Source organism: Falsiroseomonas sp., assembly GCF_041690465.1.
Taxonomy (GTDB): Bacteria; Pseudomonadota; Alphaproteobacteria; order Acetobacterales; family Acetobacteraceae; genus Falsiroseomonas.
In genome coordinates, this window is sequence record NZ_JAWLHG010000015.1 from 1 (window position 1) to 21247 (window position 21247).

At 72.5% G+C, this 21247-nt stretch carries 20 protein-coding genes and 1 tRNA gene; 8 read left to right on the forward strand and 13 right to left on the reverse strand.

Annotation, left to right across the window (positions count from 1 at the left end):
- A partial coding sequence (locus ACESM1_RS15740) for a transposase (protein WP_372621592.1) occupies positions 1 to 207 on the forward strand: 207 nt, incomplete at its 5' end.
- A 162-nt stretch (positions 208 to 369) separates the two neighbouring features.
- Here ACESM1_RS15740 and gyrB read toward each other — a convergent pair.
- From gyrB to ACESM1_RS15765, 5 genes are read right to left on the reverse strand one after another with little or no spacing between them, the layout of a single operon-like run.
- Complete coding sequence (gene gyrB / locus ACESM1_RS15745; protein WP_372621593.1) at positions 370 to 2823, reverse strand: DNA topoisomerase (ATP-hydrolyzing) subunit B; 2454 nt, start codon at positions 2821 to 2823, stop codon at positions 370 to 372.
- Between the two features lie 51 nt (positions 2824 to 2874).
- Positions 2875 to 4167: a DNA replication/repair protein RecF gene (recF, locus tag ACESM1_RS15750; RefSeq protein ID WP_372621795.1), complete on the reverse strand. Its 1293-nt coding sequence runs from the start codon at positions 4165 to 4167 to the stop codon at positions 2875 to 2877.
- Positions 4050 to 4463 (reverse strand): type II toxin-antitoxin system VapC family toxin, encoded by a 414-nt coding sequence (locus tag ACESM1_RS15755; RefSeq protein ID WP_372621594.1) that lies wholly within the window; start codon positions 4461 to 4463, stop codon positions 4050 to 4052. The genes recF and ACESM1_RS15755 overlap by 118 nt, the downstream gene beginning before the upstream one ends.
- Positions 4460 to 4714, reverse strand: coding sequence for a FitA-like ribbon-helix-helix domain-containing protein (locus ACESM1_RS15760; protein WP_372621596.1), 255 nt, complete (start codon positions 4712 to 4714; stop codon positions 4460 to 4462). The genes ACESM1_RS15755 and ACESM1_RS15760 overlap by 4 nt, the downstream gene beginning before the upstream one ends.
- Positions 4715 to 4772: 58 nt before the next feature.
- On the reverse strand, positions 4773 to 5831 hold the full coding sequence (locus tag ACESM1_RS15765) for an SDR family oxidoreductase (protein ID WP_372621597.1): 1059 nt from the start codon (positions 5829 to 5831) through the stop codon (positions 4773 to 4775).
- Between the two features lie 163 nt (positions 5832 to 5994).
- On the opposite strand from ACESM1_RS15765, the gene ACESM1_RS15770 reads away from it, so the two are divergent.
- Positions 5995 to 6981, forward strand: a complete 987-nt coding sequence (locus ACESM1_RS15770) for a Bug family tripartite tricarboxylate transporter substrate binding protein (protein WP_372621599.1) — start codon at positions 5995 to 5997, stop codon at positions 6979 to 6981.
- Positions 6982 to 6997: 16 nt separating this feature from the next.
- On the opposite strand, the gene ACESM1_RS15775 is transcribed toward ACESM1_RS15770, so the two are convergent.
- The 5 genes from ACESM1_RS15775 to ACESM1_RS15795 all read right to left on the reverse strand — a co-directional run bounded on the left by ACESM1_RS15775 (position 6998) and on the right by ACESM1_RS15795 (position 12866).
- Complete coding sequence (locus tag ACESM1_RS15775) at positions 6998 to 7546, reverse strand: iron transporter (protein WP_372621601.1); 549 nt, start codon at positions 7544 to 7546, stop codon at positions 6998 to 7000.
- A gap of 95 nt (positions 7547 to 7641) precedes the next feature.
- Positions 7642 to 8769, reverse strand: a complete 1128-nt coding sequence (dnaN, locus tag ACESM1_RS15780) for a DNA polymerase III subunit beta (protein ID WP_372621603.1) — start codon at positions 8767 to 8769, stop codon at positions 7642 to 7644.
- A gap of 259 nt (positions 8770 to 9028) precedes the next feature.
- A complete protein-coding gene (locus ACESM1_RS15785; RefSeq protein ID WP_372621605.1) occupies positions 9029 to 10144 on the reverse strand; it encodes an NADH:flavin oxidoreductase/NADH oxidase in 1116 nt (371 codons plus the stop codon).
- Entirely contained in the window at positions 10141 to 10968 is an 828-nt protein-coding gene (locus tag ACESM1_RS15790; protein WP_372621607.1) for a DUF2272 domain-containing protein, read from the reverse strand. The genes ACESM1_RS15785 and ACESM1_RS15790 overlap by 4 nt, the downstream gene beginning before the upstream one ends.
- 134 nt (positions 10969 to 11102) lie before the next feature.
- Complete coding sequence (locus ACESM1_RS15795) at positions 11103 to 12866, reverse strand: hypothetical protein (RefSeq protein WP_372621609.1); 1764 nt, start codon at positions 12864 to 12866, stop codon at positions 11103 to 11105.
- A 77-nt stretch (positions 12867 to 12943) separates the two neighbouring features.
- Between ACESM1_RS15795 and ACESM1_RS15800 the strand changes: the two genes are divergently transcribed.
- Positions 12944 to 14392: an FAD-dependent oxidoreductase gene (locus tag ACESM1_RS15800; RefSeq protein WP_372621611.1), complete on the forward strand. Its 1449-nt coding sequence runs from the start codon at positions 12944 to 12946 to the stop codon at positions 14390 to 14392.
- Between the two features lie 213 nt (positions 14393 to 14605).
- On the opposite strand, the gene ACESM1_RS15805 is transcribed toward ACESM1_RS15800, so the two are convergent.
- Together ACESM1_RS15805 and ACESM1_RS15810 are read right to left on the reverse strand one after the other, a co-directional pair.
- The gene (locus ACESM1_RS15805; protein ID WP_372621612.1) at positions 14606 to 15298 is read right to left on the reverse strand and encodes a calcium-binding protein; all 693 of its coding nucleotides are present in this window, start codon (positions 15296 to 15298) and stop codon (positions 14606 to 14608) included.
- Between the two features lie 236 nt (positions 15299 to 15534).
- Positions 15535 to 16242, reverse strand: a complete 708-nt coding sequence (locus ACESM1_RS15810) for a ribonuclease activity regulator RraA (protein WP_372621614.1) — start codon at positions 16240 to 16242, stop codon at positions 15535 to 15537.
- A 144-nt stretch (positions 16243 to 16386) separates the two neighbouring features.
- Here ACESM1_RS15810 and ACESM1_RS15815 point away from each other — a divergent pair, with 144 nt between their 5' ends.
- Both ACESM1_RS15815 and ACESM1_RS15820 read left to right on the forward strand, forming a co-directional pair.
- Positions 16387 to 16743, forward strand: coding sequence for a hypothetical protein (locus ACESM1_RS15815; protein ID WP_372621616.1), 357 nt, complete (start codon positions 16387 to 16389; stop codon positions 16741 to 16743).
- Between the two features lie 231 nt (positions 16744 to 16974).
- Positions 16975 to 17400, forward strand: a complete 426-nt coding sequence (locus tag ACESM1_RS15820) for a hypothetical protein (protein ID WP_372621618.1) — start codon at positions 16975 to 16977, stop codon at positions 17398 to 17400.
- Positions 17401 to 17499: 99 nt separating this feature from the next.
- On the opposite strand, the gene ACESM1_RS15825 is transcribed toward ACESM1_RS15820, so the two are convergent.
- A tRNA-Ala gene (locus ACESM1_RS15825) sits at positions 17500 to 17575 on the reverse strand.
- Positions 17576 to 17707: 132 nt separating this feature from the next.
- On the opposite strand from ACESM1_RS15825, the gene ACESM1_RS15830 reads away from it, so the two are divergent.
- The 3 genes from ACESM1_RS15830 to ACESM1_RS15840 all read left to right on the forward strand — a co-directional run bounded on the left by ACESM1_RS15830 (position 17708) and on the right by ACESM1_RS15840 (position 21194).
- On the forward strand, positions 17708 to 18445 hold the full coding sequence (locus ACESM1_RS15830; RefSeq protein ID WP_372621619.1) for a CoA transferase subunit A: 738 nt from the start codon (positions 17708 to 17710) through the stop codon (positions 18443 to 18445).
- Between the two features lie 13 nt (positions 18446 to 18458).
- On the forward strand, positions 18459 to 19109 hold the full coding sequence (locus ACESM1_RS15835) for a CoA transferase subunit B (RefSeq protein WP_372621621.1): 651 nt from the start codon (positions 18459 to 18461) through the stop codon (positions 19107 to 19109).
- Between the two features lie 246 nt (positions 19110 to 19355).
- The gene (locus tag ACESM1_RS15840; protein ID WP_372621623.1) at positions 19356 to 21194 is read left to right on the forward strand and encodes a response regulator; all 1839 of its coding nucleotides are present in this window, start codon (positions 19356 to 19358) and stop codon (positions 21192 to 21194) included.
- The last annotated feature ends 53 nt before the right edge of the window (positions 21195 to 21247 follow it).

Sequence of the window (21247 nt, forward strand, 5' to 3'; positions counted from 1 at the left end):
GCGCAGTTGCTCTACCTGCCGCCCTACAGCCCCGATCTGAACCCGATCGAACTCGCCTTCAGCAAGCTCAAGCGCCTGCTCCGATCCGCCGCCGCCAGGACCGTCGCCGCTCTTTGGGACACCATCGGCAGCCTCCTCGACCGCTTCAGCACCGCCGAGTGCACCGCCTACTTCCGCCACTGCGGCTATGCACAGTCAGAGCAATAGCGGGCTAGACCGCGGAAACTGGTGGAGCCAATGGGAGTCGAACCCCTGACCTCGTGAATGCGGTTCAGACGCGCTCACGCTTCGCGGTGAGAAACCCGCGCATTATCTGAGTCGGGTTTCGCGTTCTCTGCGTTACGGACCATCTCTCCAACAACGGCCGCGTCACACGTCGAGGTTTGCCACCTTCAGTGCGTTCTCCACGATGAAGTCGCGGCGCGGCTCCACCACGTCGCCCATCAGCGTGGAGAACACCTGCTCGGCATCCTCGATGTCCTCCACGCGCACGCGCAGCAGCGTGCGGGCCGCTGGGTCGAGCGTGGTCTTCCAGAGCTGGTCGGGATTCATCTCGCCCAGCCCCTTGAAGCGCTGGATGGTGAGGCCCTTGCGGCCCTGCGCGATGATGCGGTCCCACACCGCCAGCGGGCCGTGCATCGCCGCCTCGTTCGCGTCGAAGGCCAGCATCGCCGGCCCGGCGCCGTAATCGGCAGCCAGCACCTCGCGCCGCTCGTCCAGCCAGCGCGCCTCGGCGCTCTTCAGCGCGGCGGGGTCGAGCGCGTGGCGCTCCGTCACGCCGCGCACCACGCGATACAGCGAAAGCCCGTTGCCATCCGCCGTCGCCTTCCAGCCGCGCTCGCTGACCGGCGCCAGCACGTCGAGCCGCTGCGCCAGCACCGCCGCGCCGGTCAGCGCGCGGTCGGCATCGAGCGTCAGCGCGCCGGCCACCGCCGCCTGCTCCACGATCGTCGCCGGCACCTGGGTGGCGAGGCGGCGGATGCGCGACTGCACCTGGCGCAGCTTCTCCACCTGCTCGCGCAGCTCATCGCCGCGCAGCTCGTCGCCGCTGGCGTAGCGCAGCCGCGCGCCGGACAGCGCCTTCTCCAGCAGGAAATCCTCGAGCGCGCGGTCGTCCTTCAGGTAGCGCTCGTCATTGCCGCGCTTGGCGCGGTAGAGCGGCGGCTGCGCGATGAAGAGATGCCCGCGGCTGATCAGCTCGTGCATCTGGCGGAAGAAGAAGGTGAGCAGCAGCGTGCGGATGTGGCTGCCGTCCACGTCGGCGTCGGTCATGATGACGATGCGGTGGTAGCGCAGCTTGCCGGCGTCGAAGCCGCCCTTCTCCGATGGCCCGGGGCCGATGCCGGTGCCGAGTGCCGTGATCAGCGTGCCGACCTCCGCACTCGACAGCATCTTGTCCATCCGTGCGCGCTCGACGTTCAGGATCTTGCCCTTGAGCGGCAGGATCGCCTGGAAGCGCCGGTCGCGGCCCTGCTTGGCGGAACCGCCGGCGCTGTCACCCTCGACGAGGAAGATCTCGCTCTTCGCCGGGTCCTTCTCCTGGCAATCGGCCAGCTTGCCGGGCAGGGTGGAGATGTCGAGCGCGTTCTTGCGCCCCACCTTCTCGCGCGCCAGCTGTGCCGCCTTGCGCGCGGCCGCCGCGAGCACGACCTGCTCGATGACCTGCTTGGCTTCCTTGGGATGCGTCTCGAACCAGTGGGAGAGCGCGTCGGCGACGGCCATCTGCACCACCGGCTGCACCTCGGAGGAGACCAGCTTGTCCTTGGTCTGCGAGCTGAACTTGGGGTCCGGCACCTTCACCGAGAGCACGGCGGTCAGGCCTTCGCGCATGTCGTCGCCGACGAGCTCGACCTTCTCCTTCTTCGCCAGGTCCTCGGCGTATTTCGCCACCACGCGGGTCAGCGCCTGGCGGAAGCCGGCCTGGTGGGTGCCGCCGTCGCGCTGCGGGATGTTGTTGGTGAAGCACAGCGCCAGCTCATGCGGGCTGTCGTTCCACCACATCGCCAGCTCCACGCGGATGCCGTCATTCTCCTTGCTGACGGCGGAGATCGGCGGCTTGAAAATCGGCTGCTTGGACCGGTCGAGCCATTCCACGAAGGCGACCAGGCCGCCCTTGAAGCAGAATGCCGTCTCCACCGCCGGCACGTGCCGGTCGTCCTTCAGCGTGATCGCCAGGCCGCTGTTGAGGAAGGCCAGCTCCCGCAGCCGGCGTTCCAGCACGGTGTAGTCGTATTCGACCTTCGTGAAGGTGCCGCTGGACGGCTTATAGGTCACCTCGGTGCCGTTGCGGTGCTCCGACGGGCCGACCACCTTCAGCGGCTGCACCGTCTCGCCATGCTCGAAGCGGATGAAGTGCTCGCGCCCGTCGCGCCAGATGCGGACCTCCATCCACTCCGACAGCGCGTTCACCACCGCGGCGCCGACGCCGTGCAGGCCGCCCGAGACCTTGTAGGAGTTCTGGTTGAACTTGCCGCCGGCATGCAGGCGGGTCAGCACCACCTCGGCGGCGGAGACGCCTTCCTCGTGGTGGATGTCCACCGGGATGCCGCGCCCGTCATCGGTGACGGTGACGGAGCCGTCGCCGTTCAGCACCACGTCGCAGCGCGTGGCGTAGCCGGCCTGGGCCTCGTCCACGGCGTTGTCGATGATCTCGAAGGCCATGTGGTGCAGGCCGGAGCCGTCATCGGTGTCGCCGATATACATGCCCGGCCGCTTGCGCACGGCTTCGAGACCCCGCAGCACGGTGATGGAGGCGCTATCATACGCCTCGGGCCCTTCGGAATTCGGCGTCGGGGGTGTGGCGCGCGCGGCGGCGTCGGACATGCCGGCGGAGGCTCCTTCGGTGATGCATCTGAACCCTTGCAATATAGGGATTCAGCCGGGGTTCGGCACGAGAAAATCCGGCAACGGAACAAGTCCGCCGGGCGTCGCCCGGAACCCTTCGGCCGACCCTTGCAGGGGCGCGAAGATATCGGGGTCGGTGCCGGTCAGGAAGACCTGCGCGGGCAGGGCCGCCAGCGCTGCATAGAGCGCCTCCCGCCGGGCGCGGTCCAGATGCGCGGCCACCTCGTCCAGCAGCAGCAGGGGCGCGAAGCCCCGGGCGGCGCCGATCAGCGTGGCATGCGCCAGCACCACCGAGACCAGCAGCGCCTTCTGCTCCCCGGTGGAGCACAGCTCGGCCGGCAGCTGCTTCGGCAGGTGGGCCATGCCGAGATCGGCCCGGTGCGCCCCCACTGCCGCGCCACCGGCGGCGGCATCGCGGCCGCGCTGGGCGGCCAGCTCCTCCCGCAGGCGGTCCTCCACGGCCAGTGCCGGCGCTTCCTCCAGCGCGGCGGCGATGGGGTCGAGCAGGTCCAGCCTGGCGGCGGGGAAGGCGCCGGTGGCGGTGCCGGCCTCCAGCAGGCGATTGAGCCGCACCACCAGCGCCCGGCGGGCGGCGGCGGCGGCGACCGAATGGCGCGCCATCGCATCCTCGAGCGCCGCCAGCCAGCCGGCATCGCGGCGGCCCTCGGCCAGCAGGCGGTTGCGGCCGGACATGGCGGTTTCATGGGCCGCGACCTCCCGCGCATGGCCGGGTTCCAGCGCCCAGACCAGGCGGTCAAGGAAGCGGCGGCGGCCGGAGGCCCCCTCCTGGAACAGCCGGTCCATCTGCGGGGTCAGCCAGACCGCGGCGGCACGGTCGGCGAGCTCGGCCGAGGATTTCAGCGGCTCGTCATCCAGCCGCCACTTGCGGCGCGCGTCGCTGCCTTCCTCGCCGACGGTGCCGGTGGCGATGTCGGCGCTGCCATGCGGCCCCTCGAAGCGGCCCCAGGCGGCCCAGGGGCGGCTGTCCGCGGCGGTCCGCCGGCCGATCTCGCCGGCCTTCGCCCCGCGCAGGCCGCGGCCGGGGCCGAGCAGGCTGATCGCCTCCAGCAGGTTGGTCTTGCCGACGCCGTTCTCGCCGCCGATCGCGACGATGCGGCCGGCGAAGCGCGCATCGAAGGCCGGGTAGGAGCGGAAATCGGTGAGCCGCAGGCGGGTGAGCCGCAGCGGGGGCGGGGCGGGTCCGGTCAGGTGAGGTCGTCCAGGCCGATCACCTGGACCCCCGGCGAGGCGAGCAGCCGCAGCCGCCGGTCGGCGGTGACGAGCGGCAGGCCGAGCGTCGCGGCCAGTTCGAGGTAGAGGCAGTCATAGGCCGGATGATCGAGCGTTACGGCACGCTGCAGCGCGGCCGGCAGGAGCCCGGCGGAGGGCACGACCTCGAAGGGCAGGCGCAGCAGCGTCGCGCAGGCCAGCTCCGCCTGCGGCGCCTCCAGGATGCCGCGCCGCACCGCCTTCCACAGGATATTGCCGCATTCGGCCCAGATCAGGTCCGGCGCCAGCAGGCGCAGCCCGCGCAGGCGGCGGGCGGCGTCGGACCCCGGCTCGGCCACCACCATCTTGATGGCGACCGAGGCATCGAGGACAAAACCGTGCGTCGTCACCGCTCCTCGCGCGATTCGCGTTGCAGTTCCTCGGCCGTTGCCGCGCCCGGCGGTCGGTTTGCCGTCATCGCGAGAGAGATGTCGGCGAGGCGCCCGAACTCTGCCCAGCGATCCGCCTGGTGCGTGGCGCTGAGGCCGGCACGAATCAGCTCGCGCAGCTCTGCCTCCATGGACCGACCATTGGCCGCTGCCCGGGCCTTCAGCCGCGCGATGACATCCTCGTCCACGTTGCGCACCAGAAGCTGCGCCATGGCGGCGTATCCCACTCTGCTATCAATGATAGCATTGTGGGCGAACAGATGACGAACGTCAAGCCGCGCGGTCGTGCTCCAGCGCCCGCTGCAGGCGATGCGCCGCATTCGCCGGCTGCACCCGCCCGCTGGCGATCATCCCGACCAGCGCGGCCCCGGCCGCCAGCGCGCCGAGGGTGGCAGCGGGGTGCATCCGCGCGGCGGTGTAGAGGCTGCTGCCGAACTGGTGACCCTGGTCGCCATGGCGGCTGCCGTCCTCGCCCGGCTGGTGCAGGTTCTTCGGCGTGTCGCGCGGCGGACGTCCGGCTTGGCGCGCGGTCTTGAAGAAGGACCAGGCGAAGAGCCGGTCCGCCAGCGAGGGCACCACCCGCGAGGCGGCGATCATCGCCCGCCCGACGCCGCCGACGACGAGGTTGCGCGTCGGGTGCTCGGCCGCGTGCAGGATGGCGTCAGCCACCACCTCCGGCGCATAGACCGGCGGCGGCACCTGGCTCGCCTCGTCCATGTAGTTCCGCGCATGCTCGCCGAAGGGCGTGTCGATGCCGGAGGGCTGGATCAGCGTCACCGAGACCGGCGCCCCCTCGTGCAGCAGTTCGAGCCGCAGGCTGTCGGTGAAGCCCTTCACCGCGTGCTTGGTCGCGGTATAGGCGCCGAGCATCGGCGAGGGCATCTCGGAAGCGATGGAGCCCATGTTGATCAGCGCGCCGCCATGCCGCTTCAGCGCCTGCAGGGCAACGCGGGAGCCGTACACCACGCCCCAGTAGTTGGTGCGGAACAGCCGCTCATGGTCCTCGTCGCTGAGCTCCTCGAGCTTCGCATAGACGCCGATGCCGGCATTGTTCACCCAGGTGTCGAAGCGGCCGAAATGCCGCTCGGCCTCGGCACCGACCCGGATCATGTCCTCCTTGTCGCCGACATCGGCGACGACGTAGTCCGCGCGCCCGCCGCGGGCGAGGATGCCGTCGCGGATCTCCCGCAGCGCATCCTCGTTGCGCGCCACCAGCACCACCTTCGCGCCGCGCGCGGCGGCGCGGCAGGCGGTGGTGAGGCCGATGCCGGAGGTGGCGCCGGTGATGACGATGGTCTGCTCGGCGAGCGGCTTGAGCTTCACGGACATGGCTGGGTCTCCCGGTCAGGCGCGATGGCGCCTTGTTGGCAAGGCAACCGCACCCGCCGCCCGGGGTTCCGCCAGGCGCGCGGCGCCCGCGGGGCCGCTGCGCTCGACACGTCACCGACCCCGAACCTAGACTGGATCCAGTCTGAAGAGGGGGAACGGTGCCATGGCGGATGGATCGATGTCGCGGCGGGGACTCGGCCGGTTGGCCGCGACGGCGCTGGCCGGCATGGCGTTGCCGGCCATTGCGCAGGAGGCTTGGCCCGCGCGGCCGGTGCGGGTGGTGGTTCCCTTCGCGGCGGGCGGCGGCGCGGACCTCGTCGCGCGCGCGGTCTCGCAACGGCTGACCGCGCAGGTCGGGCAGCAATTCGTGGTGGACAACCGCGGCGGCGGGGCGGGGAACATCGGCACCGATGTCGTGGCGAAGTCGCCGCCGGATGGCTACACGCTGCTGATCACCGGGCCGAGCCACGTCATCAACGCGCATCTGTTCAGCCGGCTTTCCTTCGATCCGCGACGGGATTTCACGCCGGTCTCGCTGCTGACCTCGGCGCCCTATGTGCTGGTCGCCAACCCGGAGCTGCCGGCCCGCAACCTGCAGGAGTTGCTGGCGCTGGCGCGCGCCCGGCCCGGTGCGCTGTCCTACGGCTCGGCCGGGAATGGCACGGCGGGGCACCTAGCGATGGAGCTGATCAAGGCGGCGGCGGGCATCGACATGGTGCATGTGCCCTATCGCGGCAGCCCGCCCCTGCTGACCGACCTGATGGCCGGGCGCGTCGCGGTCGGCTTCGACAACGTGCTGTCCTCCGCCCCCGGCATCGAGGCCGGAAGGCTGCGCGCGCTGGCGGTGAGCGGCGATCGCCGCGCCCCGGCGCTGCCGCAGGTGCCGACCGTCGCGGAATCGGGGCTGCCCGGCTTCGACGTGAAGGTCTGGCAGGGCGCGCTGTTCCCCGCCGGGGTGGACGCGGCGATCGTCAACCGGCTGGCGGGCGAGATGCGGACGGCGATGCAGGCGCCCGAGCTGCAGGCACGGCTGCGCGAGCTCGGCGTGGAGGCGATCGGCAGCGACGCGGCGGCGTTCGCGGCCTTCCTGGAAGCCGATGACCGCCGCTGGGGCGAGGGCGTCAGGCGCTCGGGGGCAAGGGTGGATTGACGCCGGGGCCGGCGCGTCAGCCGCGGCCTGTCTTCACCGCCACGTCCTCGAAGGTGACCTCGACCGGGCGGGTGAAGCGGTTGCCGTTGATCCGGTCATGCCGTGCGTAGGGCGGCGGCTCGATCCGGACCTTGAGCGTGTAGTTGCCGTCGCCGGGCACCTGCCAGTTGCGGCCGTAATGGTGCAGCCAGGGATGCCAGAGGAAGGGCTGGCGGTGGGTGCCGACCTGCTGCCCGTCCGGGGCGAGCAGCGTGGCGATGACCTCGAGGCCCGGCAGGAAGCGGCCATCGGCCGCATCGCAAACCGCGACCTCGAGATGCAGGTTCTCCGCCTCGGGCTCCTGCCAGTGCAGCTCCCCGTCGCGCGGGACCCACAGGCCCTCGGCCTTCTCGACGGCGTAGGAGACGAGGTAGTCGTCGGCCGGGCGGACCGCGCCGTCATCGGCGATGTCGCGGATCATGCGGTGCAATGCGCTCTGCATCGCCTCGCCCTGGCGGCGGCCGTATTCGAGGGAGGCCGGCTTCGCCTCGTCGCTCGGGCGCAGCCCCGTTGCGTTCTTGTCCATGCTCGTCTCCCGCCGGCGTTGCGCTGATTGCGCCCGGAACGAGAGGCGCAACGATCAGAACGAGGCGGCGGGAGCGCGGGTTGCGCGGCGGGCGGTCACACCCGCATCGGCATCAGCACGTAGAGCGCCTCCGGCTTGGCGCTGTCCGTCACGATGGTCGGCGCCGAGCCGTCCGAAAAACGGAACTCCACCTGGTCGGCGATCTGGTCGGTGATGTCGTTCAGGTAGCGGGCCTGAAAGCCGATCTCGAGCGGGCTCGATTCGTAGCTCACCGCCTCGCCGTCCAGCTCCTCCTGCGCCTGGCCCAGCTCGGGGCTGGCGGCGGAGAGCAGCAGGTGGTTGCGGTCCACGCTGAGCTTCACCGGCCGCGACCGCTCGCTGCTGATGCCGGCGACGCGCGCCACCGCCTCGGCGAAGTCCTTCTTCGAGACCTTCAGCACCTTGTCGTTGCCGCGCGGGATCACCCGCTCGTATTCCGGGAAGGTGCCGTCGATCAGCTTGGAGGTCAGCTGCACCGAGCCCAGCGTGAAGCGGATCTTGGTGTCGGAGAGCGCCACCGCGATCTCGTCCTGCACCTCCTCGGCCAGCTTGCGCAGCTCGTTCACCGTCTTGCGGGGGATGATCACGCCCGGCATGCCATCGGCGCCGGGCGGCAGCTGCTCCTCGACGCGGGCGAGGCGGTGGCCGTCGGTGGCGACGGCGCGCAGCACCTTCGCACCGGAAGCCTCGGTGGCGTGCAGGTAGATGCCGTTGAGATAGTAGCGCGTCTCCTCGGTGCTGATCGCGAATCGGGTGCGGTCGATCAGCTCGCGCAGCTGCCCCGCCGGCAGGGCGAATTTGTGCGGCAGCTTGCCCTCCGTCATGGAGGGGAAGTCGTCCACCGGCAGCACGGCGAGCTTGGCGTCGAAGCGGCCGGCGCGGAGCGTCAACTGCGCGTCGCCGCCGGGATGGTCGAGCTCCAGCTTCGCCGTCTCCGGCAGCTTGCGGACGATCTCGTAGAGCGTCGCGGCCGGCGCGGTGGTGCGGCCCTGGCGCTGGACGGTGACGCCCGGCACCTCCTCCACCACCGCGATCTCCATGTCGGTGGCGGTGAGCTTGAGGCCGCCTTCGCGCGCTTCCAGCAGCACATTGGCCAGGATGGGGATGGTGTTGCGCCGTTCCACCACGCTTTGCACGTGGGCGAGCGCCTTGAGCAGAACTGCCCTGTCCACAGAGAACTTCATGGCACTCGAATCCCGACGTCTTGCGGCGGCCCTGCCGCGGCGGGGTGCCGCGTTCCGGGCCGCCAAGGCCCCGTGCCGCCCGGAGGCGGGGGCGGCACCTTACCAGCCGCGAGTCGCGAGTTGAAGGCGGTGGGTAAGGGGTTTCGGAGGGGGGCGTCGGTCGCGCCCCCACCCCGGCCAGCCTTCGGTCGTCACCGCGCCGCCGTGGCCCCCCCCTTTGCGGGGGCGGGTTGGTGCAACGGCGCGACCGTCCGCCCGATCAGAGCGCCCGCATGGGCTCCGCCGTCTCCATCCGCATCCCGAAGCGCGCGATGGTGCCCCAGGCGCGGTCGTATTGCGGCGGGCCCTTGATCGCATCCACCCGGCCGAGCGCCGCCGCCGCGCGCATCGGCCAATAGGGGTCCCGCAGCACGGCGCGGGCCAGCAGCACCATGTCCGCCTTGCCCTCCGACACGATCGCCTGGGCCTGCTCCGGCTCGGTGATCAGGCCGACGGCGGCCACCGCCACACCTGCGCCCTCGCGCACCGCCACCGCGCCCGGCACCTGGTAGCCCGGGCCGAGCGGGATCTTCTGGCGCGCGGGATCGATGCCGCCGGAGGAGACATCCAGCAGGTCGATCCCCAGCGCTTTCACCCGGCGGGCGAGCTCCACCGTCTCCTCCGTGGTCCAGCCGCCCTCCGCCCAGTCGGTGTGGGAGACGCGCAGCGCCAGCGGCATCTCCTCCGGCACCACCTCGCGGACGGCGCGCACCACCTCCAGCGTCAGGCGGGTGCGGCCGTCGAAATCGCCGCCCCAGCAGTCGTTGCGGCGGTTGGACAGCGGCGAGAGGAATTGGTGCAGCAGGTAGCCATGCGCGCCATGCAGCTCGATCAGCCGGTAGCCGGCGGCGACCGCCCGGCGGGCGGAGGCGGCGAACTGCCCGGGCAGCGCGGCGATCTCCTCATCGGTCATCGGGCGCGGGGCGGCGAAATCGCCCATCGGGACGTCCGAGGCCGAGACGGTCTGCCAGCCCGGCTCGGCCGCGCGTTCCGCCCATTGCGCGGTGCGGCTGCCCTTGCGGCCGGCATGGCCGAGCTGGATCGCCGGCACCGCGCCGGCATGGGCGATCGCCGCCGCCAGCCGCTTGTGGCCGGGAAGCTGCGCATCCTCCCACAGGCCGAGGTCGCCCGGGGTGATGCGGCCGTCGCGCGTCACCGCGGTCGCTTCCGTCATCACCAGCGCGGCGCCGCCGATGGCGCGGCTCAGCAGATGCGCCAGGTGCCAGTCGGTCGGCTTGCCGTCGTCACCGCAGCAATACATGCACATCGGCGAGATGCCGATGCGGTTGGCGAGCGTCACGCCGCGCAGCGTCAGCGGGGAGAAAAGATCGGTCATCGCAGGTTCCAGGACACAGGTTGCAAGGCAGGGGGACTCCAGGGGGGCAGCCGGCCGAGCCGGCTTTCCATGACGAGGACGATCGGCGCCTGGCCCGGCGGCGCCGGTTGCAGGCGGCCATCGGGCAGGGCGGGGAAGCGGGTCAGCGTGACGGCATCGCCGACATTGCCGCCGACCGCCTCCACCGCGCCAGCCGGCGCCGCCACCACGATGTCGCAATGCATCGGCCGGATCGAGCCCCCCTCCGCCAGCCTTTCGCGCCAGTGGCGAAGGGGGGCGGCGCTGCGGTCGCGGCAGATGAGGTCGCCGGGGCGGGGCGGGTGCTCCTCCGGCGCGCGCGGCAGGAAGGGGGCGGTGGCGGGAAAGCGGCGCGCGGCGGCGATCAGCCCGTCGAGATACAGCGCATGGGTGGCGCTCGGCGGGAACTCGGCGGCGTCCACCCCGGCGCTGCGGAACACCCAGGAGATGAAGGCGGCCGACCAGGCCGGTTCCGCCCAGAGCGCCGGTCCGGCGGCGGCCTGGCCGGCCAGCGCCGTGGCGTAGCGGCGGCGGTTCGCGCGAATCGCGGCCTCCTCCTGCGGCACAGCCTGCCAATAGGCCAGAACGCGCGGGAAATTGGCGGGCTCGGTCTCGGGGCTGCCGGAGGGCGCGGGGGCGAAGGCCTCCTGCACCACGCCGCCCCAGTCGCGCCATTCCGCCAGCGCGAGGCGGATCACCCGCTCCGCCGCGGCCGGCGGATAGGGCAGCGGCGGCTCGGGCGGTGCGGCGCAGGCAGCCAGCCACGCCAGCAGCAGCAGCGGCAGCCGCTTCATACCATCGGCCAACTTCGTTGGCCGATGGTATGAGCTTCCTTGTGCCCTCAGGCGCCGGGCGCCGGCTCCGCCGGCTTGGCTTCGCGGCACTTGCCGCGGGCCGCATTCGCGGCCTCGGCATCGGTCGACGACCGCCGCCGCCAGCATCATGCGTCCACGCGTTCCGGCGCCCGGATGGCCAGGGCAAGCCGGTCGGGGGCGAGCAGGGCGAGCGTGACCAGCACCTGCGGCGCCGTTGCCGGGCCGCGCTGCGGCGCCACCACCAGCTGCCCGTCGCGCGAACGGACCATCGGGCGCAGCAGGTTCACCGCGCGGCGGTGCAGCGCCTGGGCCTGGGCGAGCGTCGCCTCGGGCAGGACGACGCCCTGCCCGCCGGCCAGCACCACCGCGCCCGACGCGCGCGCGACCAGCGCGAGCGCTTCCACGCTCGCCGTTGGCAGCCCGTCTTCCGCCGCGAGGGGCGCGAGCCGGCCGGGCAGGGCGGCGGCGGCGCGGCCGCCATCGGGCCAGGTCGCCGCGCGGGCACTGGCCAGCAGCGCCACCGCCTGCGCGGCCGCCGGGCCGGTACCGGCCGGCAGCCGCGCAGCCAGTCGTTCGAGCAGCCGCGCCATCAGCGCCGGCGCCTCGGCATCGCCGGCCCGGCGCAGCGTATCGGCGCCGAGCAGGCCCCAGGCGAGTTCCTCCGGGTCCTCGGCCGCCGCCACGCGCACGGCCTGGCGGGCGGCGAAGGCGGTCAGCGCGGCGCGGCGCGGCGCCGGCAAGGCATCCGGCGAACCATCGAACAGCAGCGCGGTTGCCACCGCGTGGAGCGCCGCGCCGGAGGGCGGCGCCGGGTCGAGGTCGAGCCCCGCCGGCTCGGCCGCCATCATCGCGGCGACCCGCGCCACCTCGCCGCCGGCCGTGAGCAGGCGGTCCTCCCGCACCACCATCGCCCCGCCCGCTTCGAGGTCCACGGGGCCGTGGCGCAGCAGCAGCCAATGCACCGCGCCGGGGCGCCGCGCCTCGGCGGTGACCGAGGCCACGCCCCCCGGCGCCAGCGGGCGCAGGTGCAGCACCGGCCCGCCAGCCGGCCAGCCGGCGCGGCCGAGCGCCAGGTGCGAGACCGGAATGCCCTCCGCCCAGCGCGCCGTGCCGGGGGCGGCGGGCGGCGCGGGCTCCCGCCAGGCGGCGCCCTTGCGCAGCCGCGCGGCGTTGGCGCCGAGCCCACTTTCGTCCAGTGCGTCGAGCGCGGTGGTCAGGCGCAACCCGCGCAGCCGGCGGGCGGCGGTGAAGCGGACGGTGACGCGCAGCACCGGGCTGTCCGGGCGGAGCTCGTAGGCCACCTCCAGCCGGCCTGCCGCCACCTGGCGCGGCGCGAGCAGCCCGGCGGCGCCGCGGATGGTGCCGGCATGGCGTAGCACGACGCGGTTGCCCTGCCGCTCAACGGCGCAGTCGGTGATCGCCTCCTCCACATCGGCGCAGCTGCGGCGGCGGCCGATGCGGAACTCCACCAGGTTGCCGCTGTGCAGCAGCACCGGCCCGCCCGGCGCGCGCGGCGCCTGGTGCAGCTCGCCGCGCGAGAGGTCGCCGGTGAGGCGGAAGAAGGGGGTGAGGATGTCGAAGTCGCGCGGATCGTCGCGCCGGACCTCGATCCGCCCGCCCACCGCCCGGCGGCAGGCGGGCTCTGCGTCGGCCATCGCCATGACGAAGTCGAGCAGCGTATCGGAGAGCTGGCCATGCGCCTCCCGCAGGCCCGGCAGCAGCAGCAATTCGGCGGCGGCGGCATTGGCGGCCAGCGGGAACAGCGCGCTGCCCTTCGCCTCGCCCAGCGCGCGGAAGCGCTGCCCCCCGAGCGACACCTCGCCCACCAGCGCGTCGGCGAGCGGCGCGACCAGCCGGTCGCGGTCGGCGTCCTGCAGGAGGTTGCGCATGGCCGGCACCATAGGTGCGGACGCCAGGGCCGGGAAGGCGGTTGGGTATGGGGCGCTGCCGCGGCTATAGAGGCGGCATGGGCACGAACCCCGAGGGCGCGGATGGCGGCCGCCTGTTCTTCCGCTCCGAGGTCTTCTCCGGCCGCGACCCGGCCCGCCGCCGCGCCCCGACCGGGCGAAGCGTGCGGGAAGCGGCGCGCGAGATCCCGGTACATGCGATCTGCGACGTGCTGGTGGTGGGCGGCGGCCCGGCCGGGTGGGCGGCGGCGGTGGCCGCGGCGCGGCTCGGCGCGCGGACCCTCCTGCTGGAGCGGCACAATCATCTGGGCGGGCTGTCCACCGGCGGCCTGGTGGTCTGGATCGACCGCATGACGGGCTGGGACGGCGCGCTGCTGATCCGCGGCCTGGCCGAGGAGCTGCTCGACCGCCTGCCGAAGGACGCGCTCGCCGGCCCGCCGCGCGAAGCCTGGGGCTCCCGCGAGGCCGCGACCGCCGCCTGGTGGGCGCTGCGGACCGCGGCCTTCCACGGCATCGTCACCCACTCGCCCTCCGCCTGCCCCGAGCACCTGAAGGCCGCCAGCCTGGAGATGGCGGCCGAGGCCGGCGTTGACCTGGTCTTCCACGCCTGGGGCGCCGAGCCGGTGATCGAGGCGGGCGCCGTGACCGGCGCGATCTTCGAGAGCAAGCAGGGCCGCCGCGCCGTGCTGGCGAAGGTCACGGTGGACGCCACCGGCGATGGCGACCTCTACGCCCGCGCCGGCGCGGCCTTCGCGGACGACATCGATGCCCGCGACATCCACCACTGCATGAACACCTCCTGGGTGTTCGGCGGCGTGGACATGCCGCGCTACCTCGCCTGGCGGGCCGAGAAGCCCGAGGAGTTCAGCGAGTTCATGCGCCGCGGCAAGGAGGCGGTCGGCTTCTTCGACAAGGCTTTTGCGAGTTGGCGAGACGACGTGGCGCTGTTCATGGGGCCGCGGCTGGCGGGCTATTCGGCGGTGATGGTGGACGACCTCAGCGAGGTGGAGGTGACCAGCCACCGACTGATGTTCCGCCACCTGGAGCGCTACCGCGCCGAATGCCCGGGCTTCGCCGGCGCCTTCCCGATGCTCTCCGCGCCGCAACTCGGCGTGCGGCATACGCGGCGGCTGGGAGGCGTGGAGCCGGTGACCCGCGACTGGTGGGACGGCCGGGTCTCGCCGAACGAGATCGGCGTCTCGCCGAGCCTGGCGCCGAAATTCGCGCCGGTCTCGGTGCCCTATGGCGCGATCGTGCCGGTGGCGCTGGAGGGGCTGCTGGCGCCGGGCCGGCACCTGGCCTGCGACACCACCAGCCACTCCTTCCTGCGCGAGATCCCGCAGTGCTGGCTGACCGGGCAGGCCGCCGGCGTGGCGGCGGCGTTGGCGGCTGATCGCGGCGTCATGCCGCGCGCGGTGCCGGTGGGCGAGATCCAGGCGGCGCTGTGCCGGCAGGGTGCGCTGCTCCGCGACGCGGCCGCAGCCGGGGCGAGCGCGGCCGCCGAATAGGCCCTGTGGTACGCGCGCAACAGCGCGGCGGACCGACCATAGGTTGCAGAGCCTTCACTTTAGGGTCACGGCGTCGTGAGGTACGACCTGTCAGATTGTATTCCGTCAAGGCGGTGCCTCGACGTTTTCTCCCGGCGGTTCCGCGCATCCTGCGCGGGCCAGACTTGCCCCGGTACCGCGAGGTACCGGGGCCTTTTTTGCCGGAGCCCCGCTTCACAGGATGAAGTCGGACGCGCTCAGCGTGTGCGTGCCGGCCAGACGGATCTCCATGTCCGTGCCCTGCCAGCCATCCGTCTCCACCATGATCAGCGTCTCGCCGGTCTGGTGCTTGTAGGTCACCGTGCCGTAGTCGCCCCGGTAGTCGCTCTCGCCGAGGAAGGTGAACGCGTTGTTCCCGCTGCGCCCTGAGATGGCGTCGATCCGGCTCAGGTCGATCTTGTCCACGCCCGGCGTGAAGTCGGTGATCAGGTCGGCGGTGCTGTGCTGGTACGAGCCCGGGCTGTCCTCCACCGAGACGTAGCGGAAGATGTCGGCGCTGTAGCCGCCGGTCAGCGTGTCGCGGAGGTCGCCGCCCTGCAGCGTGTCCTGGCCCGCGCCGCCATTCAGCGAGTCGAAGCCCTGGTGGCCCATCAGCAGGTCGTGGCCGCTGCCGCCGACCAGCGTGTCATAGCCCCAGCCGCCATAGAGGTCGTCGTCGCCGGCGTTGCCGTAGATCTCGTCGCCGCCGAGATTGCCGAAGATCGTGTCGTTGCCGTCCTCGCCCTTCACGATGTCGGTCCAGTCGCCGCCATAGATCAGGTCGTCGCCGTCCCCGGCGAGGAGGTGCCAGTTCGCGCCGTCGGGCAGCCGGATGTTGTCGCTCCAGGGTGTGCCGAAGACGGTCCAGGCGACGAAAGAGAGGGACATGGCGGGCTCCTGCCGATCCGGGGGCCGCAGCGGTGCGGCGATGCCCGGATGATGGCGGAGGCCAGGCGGCGATCCCTGTTCCCGGCGTGACAGGCCGTGCGCCGGTGCGGGCAGTCAGCAACCCGAGGCACCGGAAACTCCGCCGCGGGCGGGCGGAGGCTCAGGCGCGCCCGGCTGCGTCGCGCGCAGGCGCGCCCGGCTGCGTCGCGCGTAGGCGCGCCTCGCCGCGTCGCGCGTCAGACCCGCCCCGCGGCCTTGTCCGCCTCGTAGCGCGCCTTGGTCTCGGTATTGGCGGGATAGAGGCCGGGCAGCGCCAGGCCCTTGCCGACCTCCTGCATGATCCAGCCTTCCAGCCGCTCCTGCTCCACCGCCGCCTCGGTCACCGCCTCCAGCAGCGCGGCCGGGATGACCACCGCGCCGTCGCCATCGGCCACCACGATGTCGCCCGGCACCACCGTCACGCCGCCGCAGCCGATCGTCTCCTGCCAGCCGACGAAGTTCAGCGCGGCGACCGAGGCCGGCGCCACATAGCCCTGGCAGAACACCGGCAGGCCGGTGCCGATCACGCCCTGGCCGTCGCGCACCATGCCGTCCGTCACCAGCCCGGCGACGCCCTTCACCTTCATCCGCGCGCAGAGGATGTCGCCGAAGATGCCGGAGGAGGTGCTGGCCATCGCATCGGCCACTGCGACGCAGCCCTCGGGCATGTCCTCGATCGCGGCGCGGGTGGAACGCGGCGAGGACCAGCTCTCGACCGTCGCCAGGTCCTCGCGCGTCGGCGTGAAGCGGAGCGTGAAGGCCGGGCCGACGATGCGGGTGAAGTTGCCCGGCACGATCGGCCGCGCCCCGGCGATGTAGCAGAAGCGCACGCCCTTCTTGAGCAGCACCGTCGTCAGCGTGGCCGTGGTGACGCCCATCAGGGCGTCCTTGATCGCAGGGGTCATGGCGTGCGCTCCCTCGCGCCGGGGTCAGGAAGAGGTCGCTTGAAAGGCCGCCGGACCGCTGACGTCAACCCGTGCGCGCGACAGGGCGCGGCCAAACCCCTGCCTCCCGCGGGCGTTTCCACCTTATCAAGGAGGACCAGCGCCATGCAGGATGAGAACCGGAAGGACGCACCGGGCGGCGCGGAGGACGCACTGCGGCCGCAGCGCCCGGGCGGCGAGCCGAAGACCGCCGGGGAGACCGACCAGCGCCCCGATCCCACAAATGCCATCCCGCAGGGGGGAGGGCCGCAGGGCGGCGGCCGCGAGACCAATCCGGGCGGCGTCGCCGCCAGCGAGGCCTCGCGCAGCCGCGACGACCGGGCGGCGGGGACGGTGGACGACCCGATCGCCAGCGGCGATGGCTTCGGCAGCAACGACTTCCAGACCGGCGACCGCAACGAGCTGGCCAGCCAGCGCGGCGGGCCGGTGGATGTCTCGCGCGACCGCCCCAAGCGGCGATAGAGCCGGCACGCCAGCTCGTCCGCGGTGCCGGGCGTGAGGGCAGGCGCGAGTAGCGTCACCGGCCAGCGGGCGAAGCCCGCAGAACTGCGGCGGCGGCATGGCGATGGCGTCGCAGGCCGCTACGGCAGCCCGTCGACCGACGAAGCCCGTCGTGCGGTCGCATGCCAATGAGCCGGCGCGCGGCTGCCGGGCGCTGTCCAGGGAGCATTCGGGCAAAGGAGGAGCGAAGCAATGGCGATCCGGACCCTCTTCATGGCTGCTGCCATCGCCGCTGGCGGAGCGTTGCTCGCAGCCGGCCCGGCGACTGCGCAGACAGGCGACCGTTCTGCGGACCGGGGCCAGTTCGGCTGGTACGAGGATCGCGATTGGACGACGCGAGCGCCGTTCATGCGCGGCTACGAGCAGGGCCGCATGGACGAGCGACGCAGGCGGCTTGAGGGCCTCGGCCACCGCCAGTTCGGCTGGTACGAGGATCGTGACTGGACGACGCGGGCGCCGTTCCGGCGCGGCCGTGAGCAGGATCGCAATGTCGGGGGACGTGACGGCGGCGGTGGGCCGGATCTCGGGTACTACCCCGGCGACCTCGGGTATTTCGACCGCGGCGATGGCCCCGGCTTTCGCCATCCTCGTCTGTGGGACGGGCGCAATCTTCGCTGAACGAGCGGGCTGCAGCGACCCTGTCGGGAAAAGAATTGGGGCCGGCGCTTGCGCGACGGCCCCAAACCCAGGCGCATCAGTGACTCAATGCGCCGAAACTGGTGGAGCCAAGGGGAGTCGAACCCCTGACCTCTTGAATGCCATTCAAGCGCTCTCCCAACTGAGCTATGGCCCCGCAGTGCTTGGGAGGCGCGCCGTATAGCCCTCGGCCCGGCGCGGCGCAAGGGTCCCTCCCTGCCCCTTCCATGCGGCGCGACGCCTCAATAGGGTGCGCCCCGACACGAACCAGGCGGAGACGCGAGGCGCCATGCGCAAGGTCCACAAGGACGCCACCGAAGCCCTCGCCGGGCTGCTGAAGAACGGCATGAGCATCATGTCCGGCGGCTTCGGCATCTGCGGGATCCCCAGCCTGCTGATCGAGGCGATCCGCGAAAGCGGGGTGAAGGACCTGACCGTGATCTCCAACAACGCCGGCATCGACGGCGTCGGCCTCGGCATCCTGCTGGAGACAAGGCAGATCCGGAAGATGATCAGCTCCTACGTCGGGGAGAACGCGACCTTCGCGAAGCAGTACCTGGCCGGCGAGCTGGAGATCGAGTTCAACCCGCAGGGCACGCTGGCCGAGCGCATCCGCTCCGGCGGCGCCGGCATCCCGGCCTTCTACACCAAGACCGGCGTCGGCACGCAGATCGCCGAAGGCAAGCCGACCGCGGAGTTCGACGGCGAGACCTATGTGATGGAGCGCACGCTGTTCGCCGACCTCGCCATCGTCCACGCCTACATGGGCGACCACGAGGGCAATCTCGTCTATCGGAAGACGGCGCGGAACTTCAACCCGATCATGGCCAGCGCCGCGCGCGTGACGGTGGCGCAGGTGGAACACCTGGTGCGCCCCGGCGAGCTCGACGCCGACCACATCCACACGCCCGGCATCTTCGTGAAGCGCCTGATCGCCTGCCCGCCCGGCTACGAGAAGCGCATCGAGAACCGCACCGTCACGAAGCACCCCGCCGCCGCCGCGGGCCCCGCGACGAAGCCCATCTGAGGAGGCGCAGACCATGCCCTGGACCCGCGACGAAATGGCCGCCCGCGCCGCCCGCGAATTGCAGGACGGCTTCTACGTCAACCTCGGCATCGGCATCCCGACGCTGGTGGCCAACCACGTGCCGCCCGGCATGACGGTGCAGCTGCAATCCGAGAACGGCATGCTCGGCCTCGGCCCCTTCCCGTACGAGGGCGAGGAGGACCCGGACCTGATCAATGCCGGCAAGCAGACCATCACCCAGCTGCCCACCAGCAGCTTCTTCGACAGCGCGCAGAGCTTCGGGATGATCCGCGGCGGGCATATCGACCTGTCCATCCTCGGCGCGCTGCAGGTGGCGCAGAATGGCGACCTGGCGAACTGGATGATCCCCGGGAAGATGGTGAAGGGGATGGGCGGCGCGATGGACTTGGTCGCCGGCGTGAAGAAGGTGATCGTGCTCATGGAGCATTGCGCACCGGGCGACAAGCCGAAGCTGCTGAAGGCGTGCAACCTGCCGCTGACCGGCCGCGGCGTGGTGGATGTGGTGATCACCGACCTCGGCGTCTTCGCCATCGACAAGAAGGGCGATGGCGGGATGCGGCTGGTGGAGCTTGCCCGCGGCGTGACCGAGGCCGAGATCCGCGCCAAGACCGAGGCCGAGTACAAGGTCGCCGTGCCGGCCTGACGGCTGGGCCGGCGGCGTCCGCCACCGCCGGCCGGCCACGCAGAAGTTTCGACCTCGTCGCCGGACGCGTAGTAGCATTCCGCCCGCGCGCGTTGCGGCGAGGTGGCTGATGCGGCCGAGAGTTGAACGATCCGGCTCTGCCTGCGGCGGATTGCGGCGTTGCCGGCTTCACGGCCGCCACGGCCGCCACGGCCGCCACGGCCGCCACGGACGATGCGGCGGCAGGCCGGCGGCCTGACCGCGCCGATGACGCCCGACGCCGGGATCAGGGCCGAGCGGGTGGCCGCAACGATCCGGCAGATCCCGCTGGCGGTCGCGGTGACGCTCGTCAATGCCGGGCTGATGGCGGGCCTCCTGCACGCCGTCGCGCCCGATCCCCGGATCTTCGCCTGGGTCGCGGCGACGCTGGCGGTTGCGGCACTGCGGCTGGGCGTCTGGCGGGCCTGGCGCCGGGCATCGCCACCGCCGGCACAGGCGGGGCGCTGGGGTGCAGCCGTCGCCTGGACGGCCGGCGCAGCAGGACTCGTCTGGGGCGGCGGCGCCGCCTGGCTCTGGCCGGACTCCGAGGCGCTGCAGCTGTTCTGGGTGTTCGTGATCGGCGGCATGAGCGCGGGCGCCGTGGCGCTGAACCATGCCTGGCTGCCGGCCGCGCTCGGCTTCATCCTGCCGGCCGGCCTTCCCATCGTGGCGTGGATGGCGATGGAAGGCCACGCGCGGGGTCTGGTCGGCGCGGCGATGATCCTCGTCTTCCTCGCCGCGCTCGGGTTGAGTGCCCGCCGTTCCAGCCGCCACTTCGCCGAGACCGTGGGCCTGCGCATCGACCTGGCGCGCCAGACGCGGGAGCTGGAGGCGGCAAGGGCGCGGCTCGCCGCCGAGATCGCCGAGCACCGCGCCACCGAGGAGAGCCTCCGCCACGCGCAGAAGCTGGAGGCGGTGGGCCAGCTGGCCGGCGGCATCGCGCATGATTTCAACAACATCCTGCAGGCCGTCTCGGGCGGCGCGGCGCTGATCCACCGGCGCGCCGGCGATGCCACGGCGGTCACGCGGCTGGCCGGGATGGTGGCGGATGCGGCGCGCCGGGGGGAATCGGTCACACGGCGGTTGCTGGCCTTCGCGCATCGCGGCGAGCTGCGGGCCGAGCCGCTGGACCCCGGCGAGCTGCTCCGCGGGCTGCGGGAGGTGCTGGCCGCCACCCTGCCGCCCGCCCTGCGGATCGAGGTGATGGCGCCGCCCGGCCTGCCGCCCGTGCTGGCCGATCGCGGCCAGCTGGAGACGACGCTGGTCAACCTCGCCGTGAACGCCCGCGACGCCATGCCGGGGGGCGGCATCCTGACGCTGTCGGCCACGGTCGAGGAGGTGCCGCCCGGCGGCGGGCCGGCCGGCCTGGCGGCTGGCGCCTATGTGCGGCTGCTGGTGGCGGATACCGGCACCGGCATGGACGCGCAGACGCTGGCCCGCGCGACCGAGCCGTTCTTCACCACCAAGCCGCAGGGCCGGGGCACCGGCCTCGGCCTCGCGATGGCGCGCAGCCTGGCCGAGGGCTCCGGCGGCGCGCTGGCGATCGAGAGCGCGCCGGGGGAGGGCACCCGGGTCACGATGCGGCTGCCGGTCGCCGGCGACGGCATGGCCCGCGGTCCGCCGGCGCCGGCGCGGGCGGCGGCGCCCGACCCCGCGGGCGGCGCGCCACGCGCAATCCTGCTGCTGGTGGATGACGAGCCGGCGGTGCGCGAGGTGCTGGCGCAGGAGCTGGAGGAGGAAGGCTACGAGGTGGCGAAGGCCGCCGACGGTGCGGCGGCGCTGGCGCTGCTGGACCGCGGCGCATGCTGCGAGGTGATCGTCACCGACCTCGCGATGCCGGGCATGGACGGCGTGGCGGTGATCCGCGAGGCACGGCGGCGGCTGCCGGGCCTGCCGGCCATTCTGCTGACCGGCTATGCCGGGGAGGCCGCGGAGCAGGCGATGGCCAGCAGCCTGGCCGGCAGCGGCGCCTTCGTCCTGCTGCGCAAGCCGGTGAGCGGCAGCCGGCTGGCCGAGCAGGCGGCCGCGCTGCTGGCCGCGCGACCTGCCATCGGCCAACTTCGTTGACCGATGGCGTGAGTGCTTGTTGGCCCTCAGACGCCGGGCGGAAACCTCCGGTT